Here is a 16,481-nt window from a genome sequence, read left to right as displayed (position 1 = left end):
TTTCTGGCGCATCACACTAGAGCCGCATCAGGCAATGTTTGGCCCTGTGGCGATGTGACGCGCTGCTCGGGTCCTGTCCTGCGTCCAGGCTCGCTATGGTCCAAGTTGTCGGCCGGCCACCAGAGGGGTGAGATGGCGATTCAAGATGCCGCGGAGCCGACGGAGTTTCCGCCGCAAATCGGGAGGCCCGCTTGTCGCGCGCTGGCTCTCAACGGCTACATGCGATACGACCAGCTGACGAGCGTGACATCTTCGGAACTGTTGAAAATCCACGGCGTGGGGCCCAAAGCGATCCGGATCCTCGAACAGGAACTGGCAGCGAGAGGGCTTGCCTTCGCCGGCTCATGAACCCCCGGGCGCCACTCACGTGCGGAGCCAGGTGAGGAGGGCGGCGATGATGGCCGCGGATGCGGGGGTAACCGCGAGCCGATCCGGTCGGTCGCTGCTGCGCGACGGGCGGCTTCCGACGTACATCCACGTCACACACCTTGTCCGAAGCAACCCAGCGCACCGGCGCTCGCCTCCCGCTTCAGAGCACCGTGCGTAGGTCTACGAGTGGCGTGCCCTCCTCTGGGGCAGGGGCGAGGTGGTCACGGTGGCGTCCTTCGGCGAACAGGTCACGGAGATACATGCCGGGGAAGTCCAGCGGGTCCCTCCGGCCGGCCAGTGCAATGCGTACCCGATAGGCCGTGTCGCCGTCGCGCACCAGCACATCGCACCAGTGAGGGTGCGGTGACTCAGCACCGACGAGGGTGACGTGTTCGTTTGCCAACGCCACGATCCAGGCGGCCAGGTCTTCCAGCAGCCACGCCATGTTCATCCAGGCAGGTGCGTCGGTGGCGGGCTGCCAGTCGTATTCGCGCCGGCCTTCGCGTCCCGGCACGGGGGGCGGCTCGCCTTCCGCGTAGAGCGGCGGATCGGGTGCGATCCCGGTGTCGGTGAAAGCAATATGCCGAGACTTGATCGTCACCGTGGACAGGCGGTAGCCGTCTGCGCCGAGCTCGAAGGCTGCCTCGGACGCGCGGGTGAGGAATTCGCTGTCGGGACTGGCCATGAGTCTCCTTCCAAGAACGGGAGAGCGTGCCGTCCCCGATGCCCTGACTGCCATCGGGGATGGCGCTGTGAACTGAGCAGCACCAAATGCCGTCGCAGCGGACAGCACTTGGCCGTATGCATCAATGCAACTGCATGTCGGAGGCCAAGAGGCGGCCTATCAGCCGAGTGATGAGGTTCCTACCTCACGGCAGCCTTCGCGTTGTCGCCGACCTTCCCTCCCGCGGATTGCGCGGCCCGCGCAAGGGGCTCGTACGCACCCATGTACCTGTTGACGCCCTCAGCCGCCACGGAACACCTGTTGGGCTTGGCCAGTGCTTTGGTCACCCAGTTCGGGCACCCGGTGATGCCTACGCACACCGTCCACATTGGCCGGTCACTGCCTTTCTCCCGGTGACCTCGCCGACGCATAGTGGTGTTTCGAGCACCGCTCACCGCCGGTTTCCGCACTGGCGAAACGCCTACGGCTCGAATCGAGGAGAGGCCATGGTCGGTGTCCCACGGCGCATGCCCGGCGCTGCCATCCGTACCCGCGAGCGTTCTGAGCCGTGGATGTACCCCACTCCCATGGTGTGCGCGGCAGCGTTCATCGGATCCGCATCTCTCCTGCCCATGCTCGGTGCGGTGGGTGGTCTGCACCACCCGGCGGCCGCCTTGGCCGCGTACTGCACCCTCTCGCTGACAGTGGGCTTGCACGCACATCCCCGAGCAGTACCGCTTGCTGCCGCGGTGTGCTGGCTCTTCTACGACGGCTTCGTAGTCCACCAGCGGGGCGAACTGGCCTGGGACGGCTTCACCGATGTGTACCGGATGGGACTCCTCGCCGGGGCCTTCTTGCTGGGCACAATGACGGCCAGGGCCGGCCCCGCACTCGGCGTCTAGCGCACATGGCATCGTGTGGCAGTCGCGGTACTGCTTCGATCCAGCATCTACAAGCCGATCTCCCATAAGAAGGGAGGAAGTTCGGCAGCCTTGTAATAGATGTCCACTGCCCAGGGGAACAAAGCCGTGTGGGGATGGAGTCGCGTGCCAGGACGAGTCGCCAGAAACCGAGCCGCATGGCGAGGACAGCCAGTGATCTCGCTCCCGTCGCAGTCGACGATCGTCACGGCGCTCTGTGGATTCTCACACGGTGTCGGGTCCTGTTCGTGCGCTGCGACGCACCGCTGTGCCGGAATCGCTGCTGATCCGCTCATCATGCCCCTCCCGCATTCTCACCCAGCGGAGCTTGTCCCCCAACTTGGCTGATTTACCCCGGTGTTGGCAGAAACATAGGGAATCCAAGGGCCTGTCATTGCACTCTCATGTGCTGGGGGCGGAACGGCATCGCGCGGGGGAAGTACCAGTGCGGGAGGCGGACGGAACACACTGCGAGTCGCCCCCGCTTTCGCGCATCCAGAGCGGGGCGACTCGGGGTCTTTGAACGCACCGTCGCCTCGTCACGTCTCCGTCCGCTGGTGCGGCAGCTCGTCCCCACCGGCTTGGGTTGGGGGCTCTGTGCGCCTGTCTGCGGATACAAGACCGCCCCGGACGGTCACGGGGTAGATTCCAGGGGTCGTTGCCACACGTGGTTGGTTGATCAGGCGGCGAGTGGTTTATGCAGGCGCTCGGCTGGGGTTTCCTAGTCGAGCGCCTTGCGTGGTCGGCCGTTGAGCTCAGCGGCGACGGCGTCGTTCGACTCACGCCGCCAGGGGCCTGGCCGGCCGTCAGTCCTTGTTGCGCAGGTGGGCGATCTGTTGCTGGGAGAGCTCGATGGTGCGCCGCATGTGCCGGTACAGCAGGGCGAGCTCGTCCTCGGTGTAGTCGGCGAACATCGCCCGCCACCCCTCTCCCAGGTCGGCCCACAGCTTCATGAGATCCCGCATCGCCTCCGGGACGGGCTCCACCAGAACCCGGCGGCGGTCGGTCTTGTCGCGGCGCCGGACCACGTAGCCGGCCTTCTCGAGACGGTCGACCAGCCGGGTCGCCGAGCCGCTGGTCAGGCCGGTGAGTTCGGCGATCCGGCCGGTGGTGAACGGGCCGGGCTCGGCGGTCAGCAGGTTGAGGCACTGGACGTCGGTGGGGTGCAGCTTGAGATGGTCCGCGACAGCCTGGTTGAACATGACGTACGAGGCCAGGTAGCGGCGGGACTCCTGCTGGAGATCGTCGATCAGCATGGACACCCTCAAAAATTATCTGCGCAACGCAGTGACTGCGTTGTACAGTAACGGCATGACAAAGGAATCTTACCGGCCCGTGGTGGCCGTCGCCGGAGCGACCGGTGCCCAAGGCGGCGCGGCCGCCCGCTCGCTGCTCGATCAGGGCTTCCAGGTCCGCGCTTTGACCCGCACTCCCGACTCGGCCGCCGCCCACACGCTGCGGGCCCTCGGCGCCGAGGTCCTCGCGGCCGACTTCGACGACAGCGAGTCGCTGGAGGCCGCTCTGAAGGGTGCCGACGGATTGTTTGCTATGTCCACGCCGTTCGGCTCCGACCCGGAAACCGAGGTCCGGCAGGGCATCGACCTGTTGCGGGCCGCCCGCGGTGTCGGGCACATCGTGTTCACCTCGGCCGCGCACGCCGACCGGGGCACGGGCATCCCGCACTTCGACAGCAAGTACCGCATCGAGCAGCACCTGCAAGGGCTGGGTGTGCCGTGGACGGTCCTCGGCCCGGCCGCGTTCATGGACAACTACACGGTCGAGTGGTCGCTCGAAGGTCTGCGCGAAGGCCGGTTCCTCCTGCCGATGCCGGCCGACCGGCCGCTGACGCTGATTCCCGCGCGGGACATCGGCGCCTTCGCCGCACATGTTCTCGCGCGGCCCGAGGAGTTCGCGGGCCGACGCATCGACATCGCCTCCGACGAGCTGACCTGCCCGGAGATTGCGGAGGTGCTGACCGGCGTGTGCGGCAGGCCGATCGTGTTCGAGCGACTGCCGATCGCCCGCGCCGAGGCGTTCTCGGCCGATCTCGCAGCGATGTTCCGCTACTTCACCGAGGTCGGCCTCGATGTGGACGTGGACGCGCTACGGCGCGACTTTCCAGAGATCGGCTGGCAACGCTTCGACACCTGGGCGGCCAAGCGCACCTGGCCGGTCAACTGAGTGCACGCCGCCAGCACATAGCTTGACTCAGGCAGCGAGGAAGCCGCGAAGAAGTGGGTCAAGGAGAACAAGGACGTCTGGGAGGCGTGGCTGCCGAAGAAGTGACGGCGCGACGCGGCCGGGCCGGATAGGCCCTGGCTGAACGCTACGGTGCCGGGCGCCCATTCTTGGGGGCGCCCGGCACCGTAGTTTGTCCGGGGGAAGTGGTGGCTGTCTGCGTCACTCGGCGGTTCGTAGGGCGTACGCCGCGACGGGTCAGGCGGCGAGGCTGATGAGACCCGCGACGATGGCGACGACGCCGTCCAGGACCGCGATCGCCAGACCGGCGACGCCCACGACGGAGAACCCTTGCGACACCTTCTCCCGGGGCGTGGTCTCGGGGCGCGCGTGGGGAGACTTCTTGGGGTCGACAAGGAGCGCGATACCGATCCCGACGACCATCAGAGCGAGCCCGACCTGCCAGATCTCCCCCAACGCGGGCCAGAACCCGGTCGGTTGCGGCTCACCCCCGGGCTCCTTCTGCATTTCGACACGCGCTCCGTCCGGGTAGTCCTCGGCGGCCCCGTCGATCTCCGCGTACGAACTCCCCTGTCCGCCGTGCGGCAGGAACATGCCGGTGCACTTGTAGTCGGATTTGTTGCTACGCAGGTCGGTGTCGTGGCATCCGGAGACGGTGTACGTCCCCGAGTTGCCGTACGCGCCGACGGACAGTGCCAGATCGTCGCCGGCGTTGGTGCCCCAGACACCGGCCATGAGGATGGCGAAGACGCCGAGGATGCACCCGACTATGCGGCTGACGGGGTGTGTCTCGGACGTGGTGCGTGCCATGGGGCTGATCTCTCTCGTGTGGTGAAACCCGCTACTCGTGTGGTGAAACCCGCTAGATGATCCTGTGCGTGAGCTCGGCACCTTGGGCCCTGGCGGTGCGGCCGCGGTCGGCCTGCCTGCGGTCGTGGGCGGTTGCGTCCCAGTCGTCGGGCTGCATGAAGAGGAACGCTCCGGAGCTTGGTACGTAGCCGACTGCGCCGAAGGGCGGGTCGCCCGCGATGTAGAGGCCGTTTTCGATGCCTTCGGGCCAGGGGTTGTGCCATGGGCCGCGCCGTGGGGCCGGGTTGATCCGCATCAGTGGGGATTCCTGGCCGTCGGCGGTGTGCAGTGTGAGTGTCATGTTCTTCGGGCGGCCCTTGGTGGCCTCGGCGCCGTCCACTTTGGTGATCTGGGGACAGAACGTGTCGAAGGAGTATTGCGCGAGCGTCTTGCGGCAGCTGCCCGTGATGGTGACTGCGAGGGGGATGGTGTAGAGCGAGGCGATGAAGCCGAGGATGCCGACGAAGACGACCGGCCCCATGATGATGAAGATCCAGGACAGGCCGGCGCGAGTCAGCTCCGCACCCAGTGCCGGCCCTCCGAACGCCATGAGCGCGTAGATCCCGGTGTTGCGGATACCGGCCCACCACATCCGGTTGGTCAGCTTCTGCCGCAGCGCGGCGGTGCCCGATGTTCCGGGTGCGTGGGCACCTTGAGTGTTTTCCGGCACTAGTTCTCCTGCAGTCTGCCCCAGCGTGGCTGGTGCTATCCGAAGTCGTTCCGCATGGCGGCGGAGGCGCCGGTCGGCGCCTCCGGTTCCCGGTCCTCGTCAGCGGCCATGGCTCGCGCGGGATCGGTGAAGGTCAGGGTGCGGGCGATCCCGAGCAGTATGTTCCGGTAGTCGTCGGCGGAGTCGAGATCCGGGGTCACCATCTGGAGCACGATGAGTTCCGGGGTGCTCGGTGCTGCTACCGCGACGGTGCCCTGCCAGATGTGACTCGAGGCCGCGTCGCTCCTCTCCGGGTGCCGGGACGACCGCGGGGCGGGCGACCGCTTCTCGGCGAGGAAACCGACACCGCACGGCAGCTCCAGCGGTCGCATGCCCTCGTCCGGGCCGTCCGCGGCGCTGCCCGCGAGGCCTGCCACCACAAGCTTCGCGCTGCCCGACGTCGGCAGCGTCGACACGGTGAACACCGATGTCGTGAAACCACCGGCATCGTCAGGATGGACCCCGAGGGCGCACTCCTGCACCCGGTTGGTGTTCAGCAGGCTGATGATGCCCGCATACAGGCGCAGGGCCCGGTCCGCCTCGTCCCGTTCCTGTTCGGGCAGTCCACGGAGCTGGTTGATGATCTCCATGAGCCGCTCGGCCGGCGGCAGGAGGTCCAGGGACATATATCCGACGGGCAGTCCGTACCAGAAGGCTGGCTTGCGGGTGTCCTGCGGTGCGGTGGTCACTTCATTCGCCATCACTCGGTACCTTCACTCTCGCCGTGGCCGTTCACAGCCACCCCAGCAATCCGGCGAGGCCGTGTGCCGTCGCGGCGGCCTTCGTGCCCTCGGCCGTGTTGTACTCGGTACTGCCCTTCTCCACGGTGCCGAAGGTCTCCGCCGAGGAGACGACGTTCGCGGCGGCGTTGAGGCTGTTGGCCTTGATGTCCAACATGAACTTCGCCGAGTTCTCGGCACTGTCCCCAACAGCGTCCCAGGTGGCGCGGGCCTCAGCCCCCGCCGAGCGGCCGACCCCGAGGAACCCGCCCTTCGTACCGGCCCAGGTCTTCGCGGCGAGGTTGGCTCCGTCGGCCGCGCCTTCGAAGCCCTCCTTGGCCGCGACGCCCAGCGCCTTCCCGCCCGGAATAATGCCGACTGCGTCGCCGGCGAGGGACGCGTAGGCGGAGAAGATCTCCATTCCGCTGCCTTGGAACATCAAGTTCTTGCGGAAATCCTCGTCGAGGAGGTTCTTGCTCATGGACACCGCGCTCGCCACAAGCGCGATGGGTGCCATGAACGGGGTCAGGACGGGGAAGAGGGCGAGCAGACCGGCGATGGCGCCGATGGTTCCCGCGTGGTCCGCCAGGAACTTGCCGACCGACCCGATGATGTCGCCGACGCTCTCCCAGAACCCCTTGTCGGGGGCCTTCTCCGCCGTGCCTTCCAGCGCCTTGGCGACGATCTCGGCGTCGCGGGAGTGCTCGGACTCCAGCTCCTTGATCTTGCCGTTGAGCGACTTGTACTCGTCGTTCGCCTTGGTGAGGGCCGAGTTCGCCTCGTTCAGCTCCCGCTCGGCGGCGCGCAGCCGAGCGGTCGCGTTGTCGGCCTCCTCCTGCGAGGGGAAGGTCTGGTTGGCGAGCTTCAGATCCGGGTCCTGTGCGGCCTGGTTGTACGCGTTCTTGGCCTTGTCGGCCGTGGCCTTCTTCTCGGCAGCCTCGGCGTCGTACTTCTTCGCCAGCTCCCGGTTGGAGGTCAAGTGGCCGTCCCACTTGTGCAGTTGGGTCGCGGCGCTGCGCAGTGCCGAGGCGGCCTTTTTGAGGTACTTCGGCAGGTCGCCCTCGAGGTTCTTGCGGAACTCCTCAGCCGCGTCGCCCTGCCAGTAGCTGCTCTCGGCGGTGAGCTTCGTCAGCTGCTGGTGCGTGTTCTCGAGCGCCGTCGCGGCCGCGCCCACCTTCTGCTGCAGCTTCGTGACCTCGGCGGGTATGCCCGGTACGGGGTTGAAGCCGATGTGGGGATAGGGGTTCGCGGCCATTACTTACCGCCCCCGTCGCCCGAGGTGCTCTTGTCCGCGATCTGCTTGAGGGCCTTCTCCAGGGCCTCCTCGACCTCTTCGTAGCCCTTCTTGTTGGCCTTCACGCCGTTTTTGATCTCGTCGATCAGTTCCTTGGTCTTTTCGGACCCGTACTTCCACTCGTCCTGGAACTTGTCACAGGCCTCGTCGAGCCGGGGGGTGCCGATCTGGTCGGCGCGTACGTGGTCGAGGGCGGTCCGGGCCTCGTTCAGCTCGTCGACGCATTTCTCAAGATTCGTCAGGAACTGTTTGAGTTTGATCGATATCCGTCTTGAACTGATCCCCCATGGACCGTCTTCTCCCGCTCGGCTCCCGATGATTCAGGCCCGGGCGACTCAACTGGTCACCTGGGCCTCGTCGGCACCATACATGCGCTCGGCATGCGCTCCGTCCCGCGTGCCCGAAGGCGCTCACCAGGGCGGGAAACCGCTACGAGATCTCCACCGCTGTTCCCTCACCCCTTCAATATCGGCGCGGTCATACGACGAGGCTGAGGAGACCGGCGGCGATGGCGACGACGACGTCGAGGGCGACGATCCCGACCCCCACGAAGAACACCACACCGAAGCCGTCCGAGAAGCGCTCCCGCAGGGTCCGCACAGCCGACCCGCAAGCACCCCGGCCCGGGCCCTCGACGTGGGGACCGGATCGGGATACGGCGCCGCACTCCCTCGCCCACCGATTCGGCAACGAGCACGTGACCACAATCGACGTACACCCCTACACGCCCCATGACCGCTGACACATCCTCCTGCTTCCTTCACGGCACGTCGGCTCGCAGCTGATCGCATCCCGGAACCGGCGTGGCTTGAACACTGGGGGAGAGGGGGCGGTCGCAGCCTTCCCGTTCTGTCGTCCTGCCTGGGGGGAGCCATTGCCGACTCTGCGGTGCCGTAGGGTGGGGTTTACCGACGCGGGGTGGAGCAGTTCGGTAGCTCGCTGGGCTCATAATCCAGAGGTCGCAGGTTCAAATCCTGTCCCCGCTACTGCCCAGAAGGGCCCGGATCCTGGTGGATCCGGGCCCTTCTGCCATGCGGTCGCACGGGCAGGTCGAGGCCTATTTCGGTCGGCATCCGGACGCTGAGATCATCCGCTCCCAGCCCGGACTGGGACCGATGCTCAGCGCCCGGGTACTCGCGGAATTCGGCGACGACCCTCACCGTTACGCCAGCGCCAAGGCGCGCAAGAACTACGCAAGGCACCAGCCCGATCTCCCGCGCCTCCGGTAAGAAGAAGGTCGCGACGGGGCGGTTCGTTCGCAACGACCGGCTAATCAATGCCCTGATCGCCCAGGCCTTCTCCGCGCTGCGGGGGCTCCGCCGGCGCCAGGGCCTACTACGAGCAGCAACGCGCCCGCGGCATCGAATTCAACGCCGCCCTGCGCCACTCGCCAACCGGCTCGTTGGCGTCCTGCATTGCTGCCTAAAAACCGGCACGCCGTACGACGAGGCGACCGCCTGGCCCCACCGAGCCCACGCACTCGCCGCTTGACACTCCAGCTCATGAGTAGGGCCCTTCCTCGTGGATTGGCGGCCGTGTTGCCGCTAACTGATCGTTTCAGAATGCGGACACCGCGTCATCCGAGGGCGCGCGGCCGGTGCCGTGCGCCCGCCGCGTCGGCTCTGAAAATCGCTGTCCGGTTGCTGGAGCACAGTGATAGGTATCCGGAGTGGAAGAGACTCTGGAGTTCCCCGATCTGCTGCTGCTGATCGACGAACGGTCGACCGCCTTCCGCGCCGCGGTCGCCTCCGCGCCCAGCCTCGACGTGCGGGTGCCGACCTGCCCCGAGTGGACGCTGTTCGATCTGGTGCAGCACCTGGGCGAGGGGCGCCGCTCCTGGGCCGCCACCGTCGCCGCAGGGCCTGCCGCCGCGGCCAAGTCCGCAGCGGAGGGCGCCCCGGCTGCGCCTCGGGAGCGCGAGGCCCTGCTGGCCTGGTTGGCCGCATCGACGCAGAAGCTGCTGGACGTGCTGCGGGAGGCCGGCCCGGATCGCGGGTGCTGGACGTGGTGGGGTGCGTCGGAGTCGCCGCAGACCTGCGGTGCCGTCGCCCGGCACCAGCTCCAGGAGATCGCGGTGCACACCTACGACGCTCAGGTCACCGTGGGTGCCCCGCAGCCGCTGCCGGACGAGGTGGCACTCGACGGTTTTGAGGAGTTTCTGTCCACCTGCTGCGCAACGCCGAGCGCCTGGCCGCACAAGCCCACTGCCTTCGACTTCCACGCCACCGAGGGCCACTCCCGGCGCCTCACGGTCGACGGCGACGGTGCACGCTCCACCTGTCTCCCCGCGCCCGGCACGACGCCCGACACCGCTGCCGACGAGGGCCCGGACGCGGCTGGCGCCTCCGTCCGCGGCACGGCCAGTGAGCTGGTCCTCTTCATGTACGACCGTATCCCGGCGGACTCCCTGCAGATCGACGGAGAAGCAGGTCTGATCGACCTGCTCCGCGCCTGGGAGCCGGAGGAGTAGGACGTGACGATGTGCCACCTCGTCCGCCCCGAGGGCATGCCTTCGGCCAACGGCTACGGCCACGCCGTGGTGGCTCGGGTCCGCTGATCGCGATCTCCGGCCAGGTTCCTCTGGATGCCTCGGGCCAGGCCAGCTCACCACGCGCCCGCCGACGGAACGTTCCGTCGGCGGGCGCGTGAAACCGCATGGACCGGCGATCGTCTCAGGATGAGGTGCGCAGGCGGCGGAGGCAGATGAGGCTGCAGGCGAGTTCGAGCAGGCCCTGGTGGAGGTCTGCGCGTCGTTCGTAGCGGATGCGGAGTCGTTTGAACTGGTGCAGCCGGGCGAAGGCCCGCTCGACAACCCAACGGACCTTGCCGAGCCCGGAGCCGTGGGTGACGCCGCGTCGGGCGATCACCGGTGATGCCGCGCTTCCACAGCAGGCGGCGGTACTTGTCGAAGTCGTAGCCGCGGTCGGCGTACAGGCGCCGGGGCTTGCGGCGGGGCCGTCCTCGCAGGCCCCGGATCGGCAGGACCGCGTCCAGCAGCGGCATGAGCTGGGTGACGTCGTGTCGGTTCCCGCCGGTGAGCGTGACGGCGAGCGGGGTTCCGTGGCGGTCGACGGGCGTTGGGATACCCCCTGATCGTCGTCAACGCCCGTGCCCCCGGGCATCGTTCGCAGGCAGGGTCCGCCCCCACCGTACGGCGGAGACGGAGATCCACCGCAGCAACTAGTAGAACGAGGCGAGGCCGCCCCGGTGTGAGGTGACCGGTGTCCTGTGACGGCGAACCTTGACCGATTGCCATCGAAGTCTGACGCCCGGGCAGTTCGTGTCGCCGAAGCTTGACCGGACGGAATTCCGCACCCCACACCGGACAGAGCGGCTAGCGTGGCGTGGCGTCGTCGGCCCTGAACGGGCCGCCGTGGCCGGGCACGATCAGGTCCGCGGCGGTCAGTACCCGGAGCCTGGAGGCGCGCAACACCTCACGGTCGGGGGCTACCGGGTCGTCCGCCGGGCCGTCCGCGTGCCACCACAGGTCACCGGCGAAGGCGACCACGCCCGAGTCCGTGCCCGCCAGCAGTGTGATGTCCTCGGCGCTGTGGCCCGGGGTGCGGATCAGCCGTAGCGACGGGGTGAGTTCGTAACCCTCCGCATCCCGGTTCCTCCACTGATCGCCGAGGTACTCCACCTTGTGGTCGTGCACCCGGGCCCGTCCGAACAGGCCCACGTTCATGGTGTTGTCCGGGTGGTGGTGGCTGAGCACCACGTCGGTGATGTCGTCGGGGCCGAGCCCCAACTCGGCGAGCGGGGCGAGGATACGGTCGCGACTCGCCACCATGCCCGGGTCGAAGATCACACGCCGGCCGGCGTCGGATACGTAGGAGACGGTGGCGGCGACTCCGGGGCCGGTGGAGCCGACGTATCCGGTGGTCAGGATCGTGTACACGGCGCTGCGGCCGAGCGGTGCGTCTGTCATGGCCTCAATCCTTCCGGCCAGGCCGATCGTTCACGAGTGGCAAAGCTGCCGCTGATCGCAGGATTAGTGCCACACTGCACGTGTGCCTCCCTTCGTGACCGTCGCCGCGTACACCCCGCCCGGAGTCGGCATGCTCGCCGTCGGCATCGTCACCGAGGTCTTTGGCCCGCACGGCGAGACACTGCCCGGCTTCGACTTCGCCCTGTGCACCGACCGACCCGGGCCGGTCCCCACTGACCTCGGCGTGCCGCTCACCATCACGCACGGCCTGGACCGGCTCGCCTCCGCCGATCTGGTGATCGCCCTGCCATGGGCCGGCTTCCGCACACCACCCGCTCCCGCCGTGCTCGATGCGCTGTCGACCGCACACGAGCGCGGCTCACTGGTCGCGGCCCACTGCGTCGGCGCTTTCGCGCTTGCCGCCGCCGGACTGCTCGACGGCCGGCGGGCCACCACCCACTGGCGGTTCGCCGAACTGCTCGCCCGCCGCCACCCCAACGTCACCGTCGAACCCGACGCCCTCTACATCGACGAAGGACGCATCATCACGGGCGCGGGAGCCGCCGCGGGCTTCGATCTCTGCCTGCACCTGCTGAGGCGGGAGTACGGAGCCGCGATGGCCAACGCTGTTGCCCGGGACGTGGTGCTGCCCTCCCACCGCGACGGCGGGCAGGCGCAGTACCTGGCCGCCCCCGTCCCCGAAGACTGCCGCGACGAGCGTCTCGCCGAGGTACTCGCGTGGGCCCGCGAGAACCTCCATGAACCACTTCCCGTCGCGGAACTGGCCCGGCGTGCTGTGATGAGCAAACGCTCCTTCGCCCGCCGCTTCACCGCCGCGACCGGCACCACCCCCCACGCCTGGCTGCGGAGCCTGCGTCTGAGCAGCGCCGAGGAGCTCCTGGAGACCACGGACCTGCCGGTCGAGGAGATCGCCCACCGCGTCGGATACGGAAGCGCGGCCGTCCTGCGCGAACAGTTCGTGCGCCGCCGGGGAGTGCCGCCCCGCTCCTACCGCCGCTCCTTCACGAACACGCCGTAACGAACAAGGCGAGCCAGGCGGGCCAACGCCGCTCCAAGCAACGCCGCTCCGAGCAACGCCGCCTCCCACTCCCGGAGGGCCCGCTGCGGTGCTCCGGCATCGGCTGGCCCGGGCGCCGGGTATCAGGCCGTCCGGTTCCGCCCGCCGGCGTCGGCGGCACCGGGCAGGCCGGCATCAGGGCCGCAGTGCGGTGGTCCACGTCGTACAGAGCGTTGCCGTTGCCCGCGGCGTAGTCCTTTTCTTCCTCCCGGGTCATGACGGCCTCGCGGGTGGGGGGGGGAATCACACCGTGCTTGCCCAGCAGCCGGACCATCGCCACCAGGTCGAAGCGCTCCCGGCGCACGGTCGCATCGAAGTGGCGCAGCACGGCGTGGGTCGCGTGGAAGTGGATACGTGCACTCTTCGAAACCTGCTGGCAGTTGACGCGATTTCGCGGCCGGGCCGGTAGGCGACCTCGCAGCCTGCGTCGCAGTCGACCGCGCGTGGCAGGGCGCCGATGGAGGCGGGCTGGCCGATGATGACGAGCACGCGTCCAAGCTTCGCGGCCAGTTTGTCGAAAAACCGCCGGCAGTTTCGGTTCGCTGTTGGGCAGCCGCTTGTCGTGGACGGTCTGAGCCATGCACTTCGTCAGGAGGGCTTCAACCGCGCCCCGGGCAGCTCGATCGGGCTCGGTCCCGCCGGGCACACCGACGGCCGAGCGGCCGAAAGAGGCGGCTGTACATGGCAGTTGATCTGCGGGTTATAGTCGTGCGGCTCACTGGCTCAAAGTGGGCTAATTCCTACATCGGGGGATCACGCTACATGCGCAAGAAGTTCACAACTCAGGCCGTCGTTTCGATAGCCGTCCTGACCCTGGCCCTCAGCGCCTGCAAGAAGGACAACAACCCGCAGGGTGCGCCCATGGCGCCTTCTTCGGACGTATCGGCGCCGAGCGGAGCACCTGAAGCGGGCGGAACTGACGCTCCGGCAGGCGGCGCTACTGACACTCCGGCCGTCGGCGGTTTCGAGGACGCGCTCGGCGCGACCGAGGCCGCTACCGCGACCTACACGGACAGCGACGGCGAGAGCACCGAGCTGGAGATCAAGCCTGAGAAGGTCGTCAAGGGATCCTGGTCCGACTTCAAGGGATTCGACCTCAAGGACACCGAAACCGACGGCATGGTGCCGTACTACATCACCATGTCGTACACCTCGAAGGGCGGCGCCGAGCCCTGGATCACGGGCTGGGACGGTAAGCGGAGCACGCTGATCGCCCCGGACCAGGAGGCAGGCCGGCTGACTCTGCTCGACGACAGCTTCAAGCAGTGCCTGGCCGCCGACCTGAGCAACTCTGGTCCGTTCAAGAAGGGTACGACCGAAAAGCCCTGCAAGGTCTACATGGTGCCCGAGGGTAAGCCTGTGTTCGTCAGGTGGGGCGTCGGCGGTGTCGGCAAGGACGTGAAGCCGATCGTGTGGAAGGTCCAAGACTGACGGAACGTGCGGTGCCTCGGCGGCGGCGACGAATCGTCGCCGCCGAGGCCGCCGGGTGCCTGGTGGAGGTCGAAGGGGCATCCGCGTGCCGACAGCATGGTCGGTTGGTCCGTCGACTTGAGGACCTGGGCGCGGTAGAGCGTGCCCGCCCCGTAATTGCGGTTTCGATGCCCTTCGGGTTGGTCGCCCATTCGTCCAGGTGCTGAGCGATGCTTGGTCGGCTTACGCCGGTAGGGGCGGGACGTGCCGGCCGTGGCCGACCGCGACCACCCCCGCAGTCCGGACAGCCGGGTGAGATCGGCGTCGGACTCGACGTCCAGCACCACCAGACCCTGTCCCGCCGACGTCGGGATCGCGGGTGACGTCGAGGACGTGCATGCCCTCCACGCCGGACAACTCATCGGCCCGAGCACACCACGACGCGCCAGGACCACACGTACGGTGACGTACGCGAGGCCTGCTCTTGATTCTGTTGCCTGGTCGCTGCTGATCTTGGAAGGCCTCGTTCCCTCTCGCCCTCGCGCCACGCCGTGGACTCGGGCACCGCGAGAGGGCTCACCCAGGCTCAACCACGAGAGCCAAAAAACTTCGGGCGGCGATGTCGAGAATCCGTGGCTGGCTCCGTCCCTGCAGTGAACGCGACCACAATGGGTCGCACCAGCACCGAGGAGACACACCATGGCCAAGTACTTGCTGCTCAAGCACTACCGCGGCGCCCCGGCTGCGGTCAACGACGTGCCCATGGATCAGTGGACGCCGGAGGAGATCTCGGCCCACGTGCAGTACATGCGCGATTTCGCGGACCGGCTCGAAGGGACCGGCGAGTTCGTCGACGGCCAGGCGCTCGCCCCCGAAGGGACGTTCGTCCGGTACGACGGCGAGGGTCGCCCGCCGGTCACCGACGGCCCGTTCGCCGAGACCAAGGACCTCATCGCCGGCTGGATGGTGATCGACGTCGACAGCTACGAGCGCGCCGTCGAGCTGGCCGGGGAACTGTCGGCCGCCCCCGGGGCGGGCGGGAAGCCGATCCACGAGTGGCTCGAGGTGCGCCCGTTCCTGGCCGCGCCGCCCACCATCACGGAGTGCCACTGAAGTGAACGAGGCCCTGCTCAGGAGCCTCACGCCGAGCGTGCTCGCCATCCTCGTCCGCCGCGGAGCCGACTTCGCGGCAGCCGAGGACGCCGTGCAGGACGCGCTGGTCGAGGCGGTCCGCGTCTGGCCCACCGACCCTCCGCGGGACCCGAAGGGCTGGCTGGTCACCGTGGCCTGGCGCCGGTTCCTCGACGCGACCCGGGCGGACGCCGCCCGCCGCCGGCGTGAGGACCTCGTCGACGAGGAGCCGGCGCCCGGGCCCGCGCCCGCGGTGGACGACACGCTCCAGCTCTACTTCCTGTGCGCCCACCCGTCACTGACGCCGTCGTCGGCGGTCGCGCTCACGCTGCGCGCCGTCGGCGGGCTGACCACCCGCCAGATCGCCCAGGCCTACCTGGTGCCCGAGGCGACCATGGCGCAGCGCATCAGCCGGGCCAAGCGCACCGTCTCCGGCGTGCGGTTCGACCAGCCCGGCGACGTCGCCACCGTGCTGCGCGTCCTCTACCTCGTCTTCAACGAGGGCTACTCCGGCGACGTCGACCTCGCAGCCGAGGCCATCCGGCTCACCCGGCAACTCGCGGCCCGCATCGACCACCCCGAGGTGGCCGGGCTGCTCGCCCTCATGCTGCTCCACCACGCCCGGCGGGCCGCCCGTACCGCGCCCGACGGCAGCCTGGTGCCGCTCGCCGAGCAGGACCGCGGCCGCTGGGACACTGCGTTGATCGCCGAGGGCGTCGGAATCCTCCAGGCGGCCCTCGCCCGCGACCGGCTGGGCGAGTTCCAGGCCCAGGCCGCCATCGCGGCACTCCACGCTGACGCGCCCACCGCCGAGGAGACCGACTGGGTGCAGATCGTCGAGTGGTACGACGAGCTCGCGGGCCTGACCGACAGCCCGGTCGTCCGGCTCAACCGCGCGGTGGCCGTCGGCGAGGCCGACGGACCGCGCGCCGGCCTGGCGGCGCTCGCGGCGCTGGACGACTCACTGCCCCGCCACGCCGCGGTGGCGGCGTACCTCCACGAGCGCGACGGCGACCTGGTGACGGCGGCACGGCTGTACGCCGAGGCGGCCCAAAAGGCACCCAACCTCGCCGAGCGCGACCACCTGACGCGCCAGGCCGCTCGGCTCAACGCCCGCGGGCGTCGCTGACGGTTCGCGCTCGGCTTTTCCCGCGGCATTTGGCGCGGCCCCGTGGCCAGAGCGGTCGCCTCAAGGTGAGTAGGCGGGTTGA

At 68.4% G+C, this 16,481-nt stretch carries 18 protein-coding genes, 1 tRNA gene and 2 pseudogenes; 10 read left to right on the top strand and 11 right to left on the bottom strand.

Features of this window, described 5'->3' with window-relative positions; all coding sequences use genetic code 11:
- A partial coding sequence (locus J7I98_RS41705; protein WP_251021597.1) for a hypothetical protein occupies window positions 1-348 on the top strand: 348 nt, incomplete at its 5' end.
- Between the two features lie 181 nt (window positions 349-529).
- On the opposite strand, the gene J7I98_RS34065 is transcribed toward J7I98_RS41705, so the two are convergent.
- Window positions 530-1,054 (bottom strand): hypothetical protein, encoded by a 525-nt coding sequence (locus J7I98_RS34065; RefSeq protein ID WP_214928913.1) that lies wholly within the window; start codon window positions 1,052-1,054, stop codon window positions 530-532.
- Window positions 1,055-1,539: 485 nt separating this feature from the next.
- Here J7I98_RS34065 and J7I98_RS34060 point away from each other — a divergent pair, with 485 nt between their 5' ends.
- The gene (locus J7I98_RS34060) at window positions 1,540-1,935 is read left to right on the top strand and encodes a hypothetical protein (RefSeq protein ID WP_214928912.1); all 396 of its coding nucleotides are present in this window, start codon (window positions 1,540-1,542) and stop codon (window positions 1,933-1,935) included.
- A gap of 824 nt (window positions 1,936-2,759) precedes the next feature.
- Here the strand turns inward: J7I98_RS34060 and J7I98_RS34055 are convergent.
- Window positions 2,760-3,209, bottom strand: coding sequence for a MarR family winged helix-turn-helix transcriptional regulator (locus J7I98_RS34055; protein WP_214928921.1), 450 nt, complete (start codon window positions 3,207-3,209; stop codon window positions 2,760-2,762).
- Window positions 3,210-3,264: 55 nt separating this feature from the next.
- Here J7I98_RS34055 and J7I98_RS34050 point away from each other — a divergent pair, with 55 nt between their 5' ends.
- Window positions 3,265-4,134, top strand: a complete 870-nt coding sequence (locus tag J7I98_RS34050; RefSeq protein ID WP_214928911.1) for an NmrA/HSCARG family protein — start codon at window positions 3,265-3,267, stop codon at window positions 4,132-4,134.
- 255 nt (window positions 4,135-4,389) lie between these two features.
- On the opposite strand, the gene J7I98_RS34045 is transcribed toward J7I98_RS34050, so the two are convergent.
- The 5 genes from J7I98_RS34045 to J7I98_RS42390 form a co-directional block, all read right to left on the bottom strand.
- Window positions 4,390-4,962: a hypothetical protein gene (locus J7I98_RS34045; RefSeq protein WP_214928910.1), complete on the bottom strand. Its 573-nt coding sequence runs from the start codon at window positions 4,960-4,962 to the stop codon at window positions 4,390-4,392.
- 52 nt (window positions 4,963-5,014) lie between these two features.
- Window positions 5,015-5,671, bottom strand: coding sequence for a hypothetical protein (locus tag J7I98_RS34040; RefSeq protein WP_214928909.1), 657 nt, complete (start codon window positions 5,669-5,671; stop codon window positions 5,015-5,017).
- Between the two features lie 35 nt (window positions 5,672-5,706).
- Window positions 5,707-6,411, bottom strand: coding sequence for a hypothetical protein (locus J7I98_RS34035; RefSeq protein WP_214928908.1), 705 nt, complete (start codon window positions 6,409-6,411; stop codon window positions 5,707-5,709).
- 31 nt (window positions 6,412-6,442) lie between these two features.
- A complete protein-coding gene (locus J7I98_RS34030; protein WP_251021596.1) occupies window positions 6,443-7,684 on the bottom strand; it encodes a putative T7SS-secreted protein in 1,242 nt (413 codons plus the stop codon).
- A 516-nt stretch (window positions 7,685-8,200) separates the two neighbouring features.
- The gene (locus J7I98_RS42390) at window positions 8,201-8,323 is read right to left on the bottom strand and encodes a hypothetical protein (protein ID WP_285438121.1); all 123 of its coding nucleotides are present in this window, start codon (window positions 8,321-8,323) and stop codon (window positions 8,201-8,203) included.
- 312 nt (window positions 8,324-8,635) lie between these two features.
- On the opposite strand from J7I98_RS42390, the gene J7I98_RS34020 reads away from it, so the two are divergent.
- The 3 genes from J7I98_RS34020 to J7I98_RS34010 all read left to right on the top strand — a co-directional run bounded on the left by J7I98_RS34020 (window position 8,636) and on the right by J7I98_RS34010 (window position 10,193).
- A tRNA-Met gene (locus J7I98_RS34020) sits at window positions 8,636-8,709 on the top strand.
- 45 nt (window positions 8,710-8,754) lie between these two features.
- Window positions 8,755-8,952 (top strand): transposase, encoded by a 198-nt coding sequence (locus J7I98_RS43115; protein ID WP_214928907.1) that lies wholly within the window; start codon window positions 8,755-8,757, stop codon window positions 8,950-8,952.
- A gap of 440 nt (window positions 8,953-9,392) precedes the next feature.
- Window positions 9,393-10,193 (top strand): maleylpyruvate isomerase family mycothiol-dependent enzyme, encoded by an 801-nt coding sequence (locus tag J7I98_RS34010; protein ID WP_214928906.1) that lies wholly within the window; start codon window positions 9,393-9,395, stop codon window positions 10,191-10,193.
- 202 nt (window positions 10,194-10,395) lie between these two features.
- Here J7I98_RS34010 and J7I98_RS34005 read toward each other — a convergent pair.
- Together J7I98_RS34005 and J7I98_RS34000 are read right to left on the bottom strand one after the other, a co-directional pair.
- Window positions 10,396-10,795: pseudogene (locus J7I98_RS34005) on the bottom strand (IS5 family transposase); the annotation flags it as partial.
- 262 nt (window positions 10,796-11,057) lie between these two features.
- Window positions 11,058-11,651, bottom strand: a complete 594-nt coding sequence (locus J7I98_RS34000; protein WP_214928905.1) for an MBL fold metallo-hydrolase — start codon at window positions 11,649-11,651, stop codon at window positions 11,058-11,060.
- A gap of 130 nt (window positions 11,652-11,781) precedes the next feature.
- Between J7I98_RS34000 and J7I98_RS33995 the strand changes: the two genes are divergently transcribed.
- Complete coding sequence (locus tag J7I98_RS33995) at window positions 11,782-12,690, top strand: GlxA family transcriptional regulator (protein ID WP_214928919.1); 909 nt, start codon at window positions 11,782-11,784, stop codon at window positions 12,688-12,690.
- On the opposite strand, the gene J7I98_RS33990 is transcribed toward J7I98_RS33995, so the two are convergent.
- Window positions 12,674-13,033: a hypothetical protein gene (locus J7I98_RS33990; protein WP_374225200.1), complete on the bottom strand. Its 360-nt coding sequence runs from the start codon at window positions 13,031-13,033 to the stop codon at window positions 12,674-12,676. The two genes, J7I98_RS33995 and J7I98_RS33990, sit on opposite strands and share 17 nt — an antisense overlap.
- 92 nt (window positions 13,034-13,125) lie before the next feature.
- A pseudogene (locus J7I98_RS33985) lies at window positions 13,126-13,297 on the bottom strand (IS110 family transposase); the annotation flags it as partial.
- 194 nt (window positions 13,298-13,491) lie between these two features.
- Here J7I98_RS33985 and J7I98_RS33980 point away from each other — a divergent pair.
- The 3 genes from J7I98_RS33980 (at window position 13,492) to J7I98_RS33970 (ending at window position 16,399) form a co-directional block, all read left to right on the top strand.
- Window positions 13,492-14,160: a hypothetical protein gene (locus J7I98_RS33980; RefSeq protein WP_214928903.1), complete on the top strand. Its 669-nt coding sequence runs from the start codon at window positions 13,492-13,494 to the stop codon at window positions 14,158-14,160.
- Window positions 14,161-14,838: 678 nt separating this feature from the next.
- Window positions 14,839-15,252, top strand: a complete 414-nt coding sequence (locus J7I98_RS33975; RefSeq protein WP_214928902.1) for a YciI family protein — start codon at window positions 14,839-14,841, stop codon at window positions 15,250-15,252.
- A 1-nt stretch (window position 15,253) separates the two neighbouring features.
- Window positions 15,254-16,399, top strand: a complete 1,146-nt coding sequence (locus J7I98_RS33970; RefSeq protein WP_214928901.1) for an RNA polymerase sigma factor — start codon at window positions 15,254-15,256, stop codon at window positions 16,397-16,399.
- Window positions 16,400-16,481 lie beyond the last annotated feature (82 nt).

Origin of the sequence: Streptomyces sp. ISL-98, assembly GCF_018614055.1 — a bacterium.
Classification (GTDB): domain Bacteria; phylum Actinomycetota; class Actinomycetes; order Streptomycetales; family Streptomycetaceae; genus Streptomyces; species Streptomyces spiramyceticus.
The sequence above is the reverse complement of the archived record's forward strand: the minus strand, read 5'-3'. Positions and strand labels throughout refer to the sequence as shown.

Bases quoted from the DNA above. Each gene is read 5' to 3' on its own strand.
- J7I98_RS34065 (WP_214928913.1), bottom strand. From the start codon at position 1,054: ATGGCCAGTCCCGACAGCGAATTCCTCACCCGCGCGTCCGAGGCAGCC.
- J7I98_RS34060 (WP_214928912.1), top strand. From the start codon at position 1,540: ATGGTCGGTGTCCCACGGCGCATGCCCGGCGCTGCCATCCGTACCCGC.
- J7I98_RS34055 (WP_214928921.1), bottom strand. From the start codon at position 3,209: ATGCTGATCGACGATCTCCAGCAGGAGTCCCGCCGCTACCTGGCCTCG.
- J7I98_RS34050 (WP_214928911.1), top strand. From the start codon at position 3,265: ATGACAAAGGAATCTTACCGGCCCGTGGTGGCCGTCGCCGGAGCGACC.
- J7I98_RS34045 (WP_214928910.1), bottom strand. From the start codon at position 4,962: ATGGCACGCACCACGTCCGAGACACACCCCGTCAGCCGCATAGTCGGG.
- J7I98_RS34035 (WP_214928908.1), bottom strand. From the start codon at position 6,411: ATGGCGAATGAAGTGACCACCGCACCGCAGGACACCCGCAAGCCAGCC.
- J7I98_RS34030 (WP_251021596.1), bottom strand. From the start codon at position 7,684: ATGGCCGCGAACCCCTATCCCCACATCGGCTTCAACCCCGTACCGGGC.
- J7I98_RS43115 (WP_214928907.1), top strand. From the start codon at position 8,755: ATGCGGTCGCACGGGCAGGTCGAGGCCTATTTCGGTCGGCATCCGGAC.
- J7I98_RS34000 (WP_214928905.1), bottom strand. From the start codon at position 11,651: ATGACAGACGCACCGCTCGGCCGCAGCGCCGTGTACACGATCCTGACC.
- J7I98_RS33995 (WP_214928919.1), top strand. From the start codon at position 11,782: ATGCTCGCCGTCGGCATCGTCACCGAGGTCTTTGGCCCGCACGGCGAG.
- J7I98_RS33980 (WP_214928903.1), top strand. From the start codon at position 13,492: ATGCGCAAGAAGTTCACAACTCAGGCCGTCGTTTCGATAGCCGTCCTG.
- J7I98_RS33975 (WP_214928902.1), top strand. From the start codon at position 14,839: ATGGCCAAGTACTTGCTGCTCAAGCACTACCGCGGCGCCCCGGCTGCG.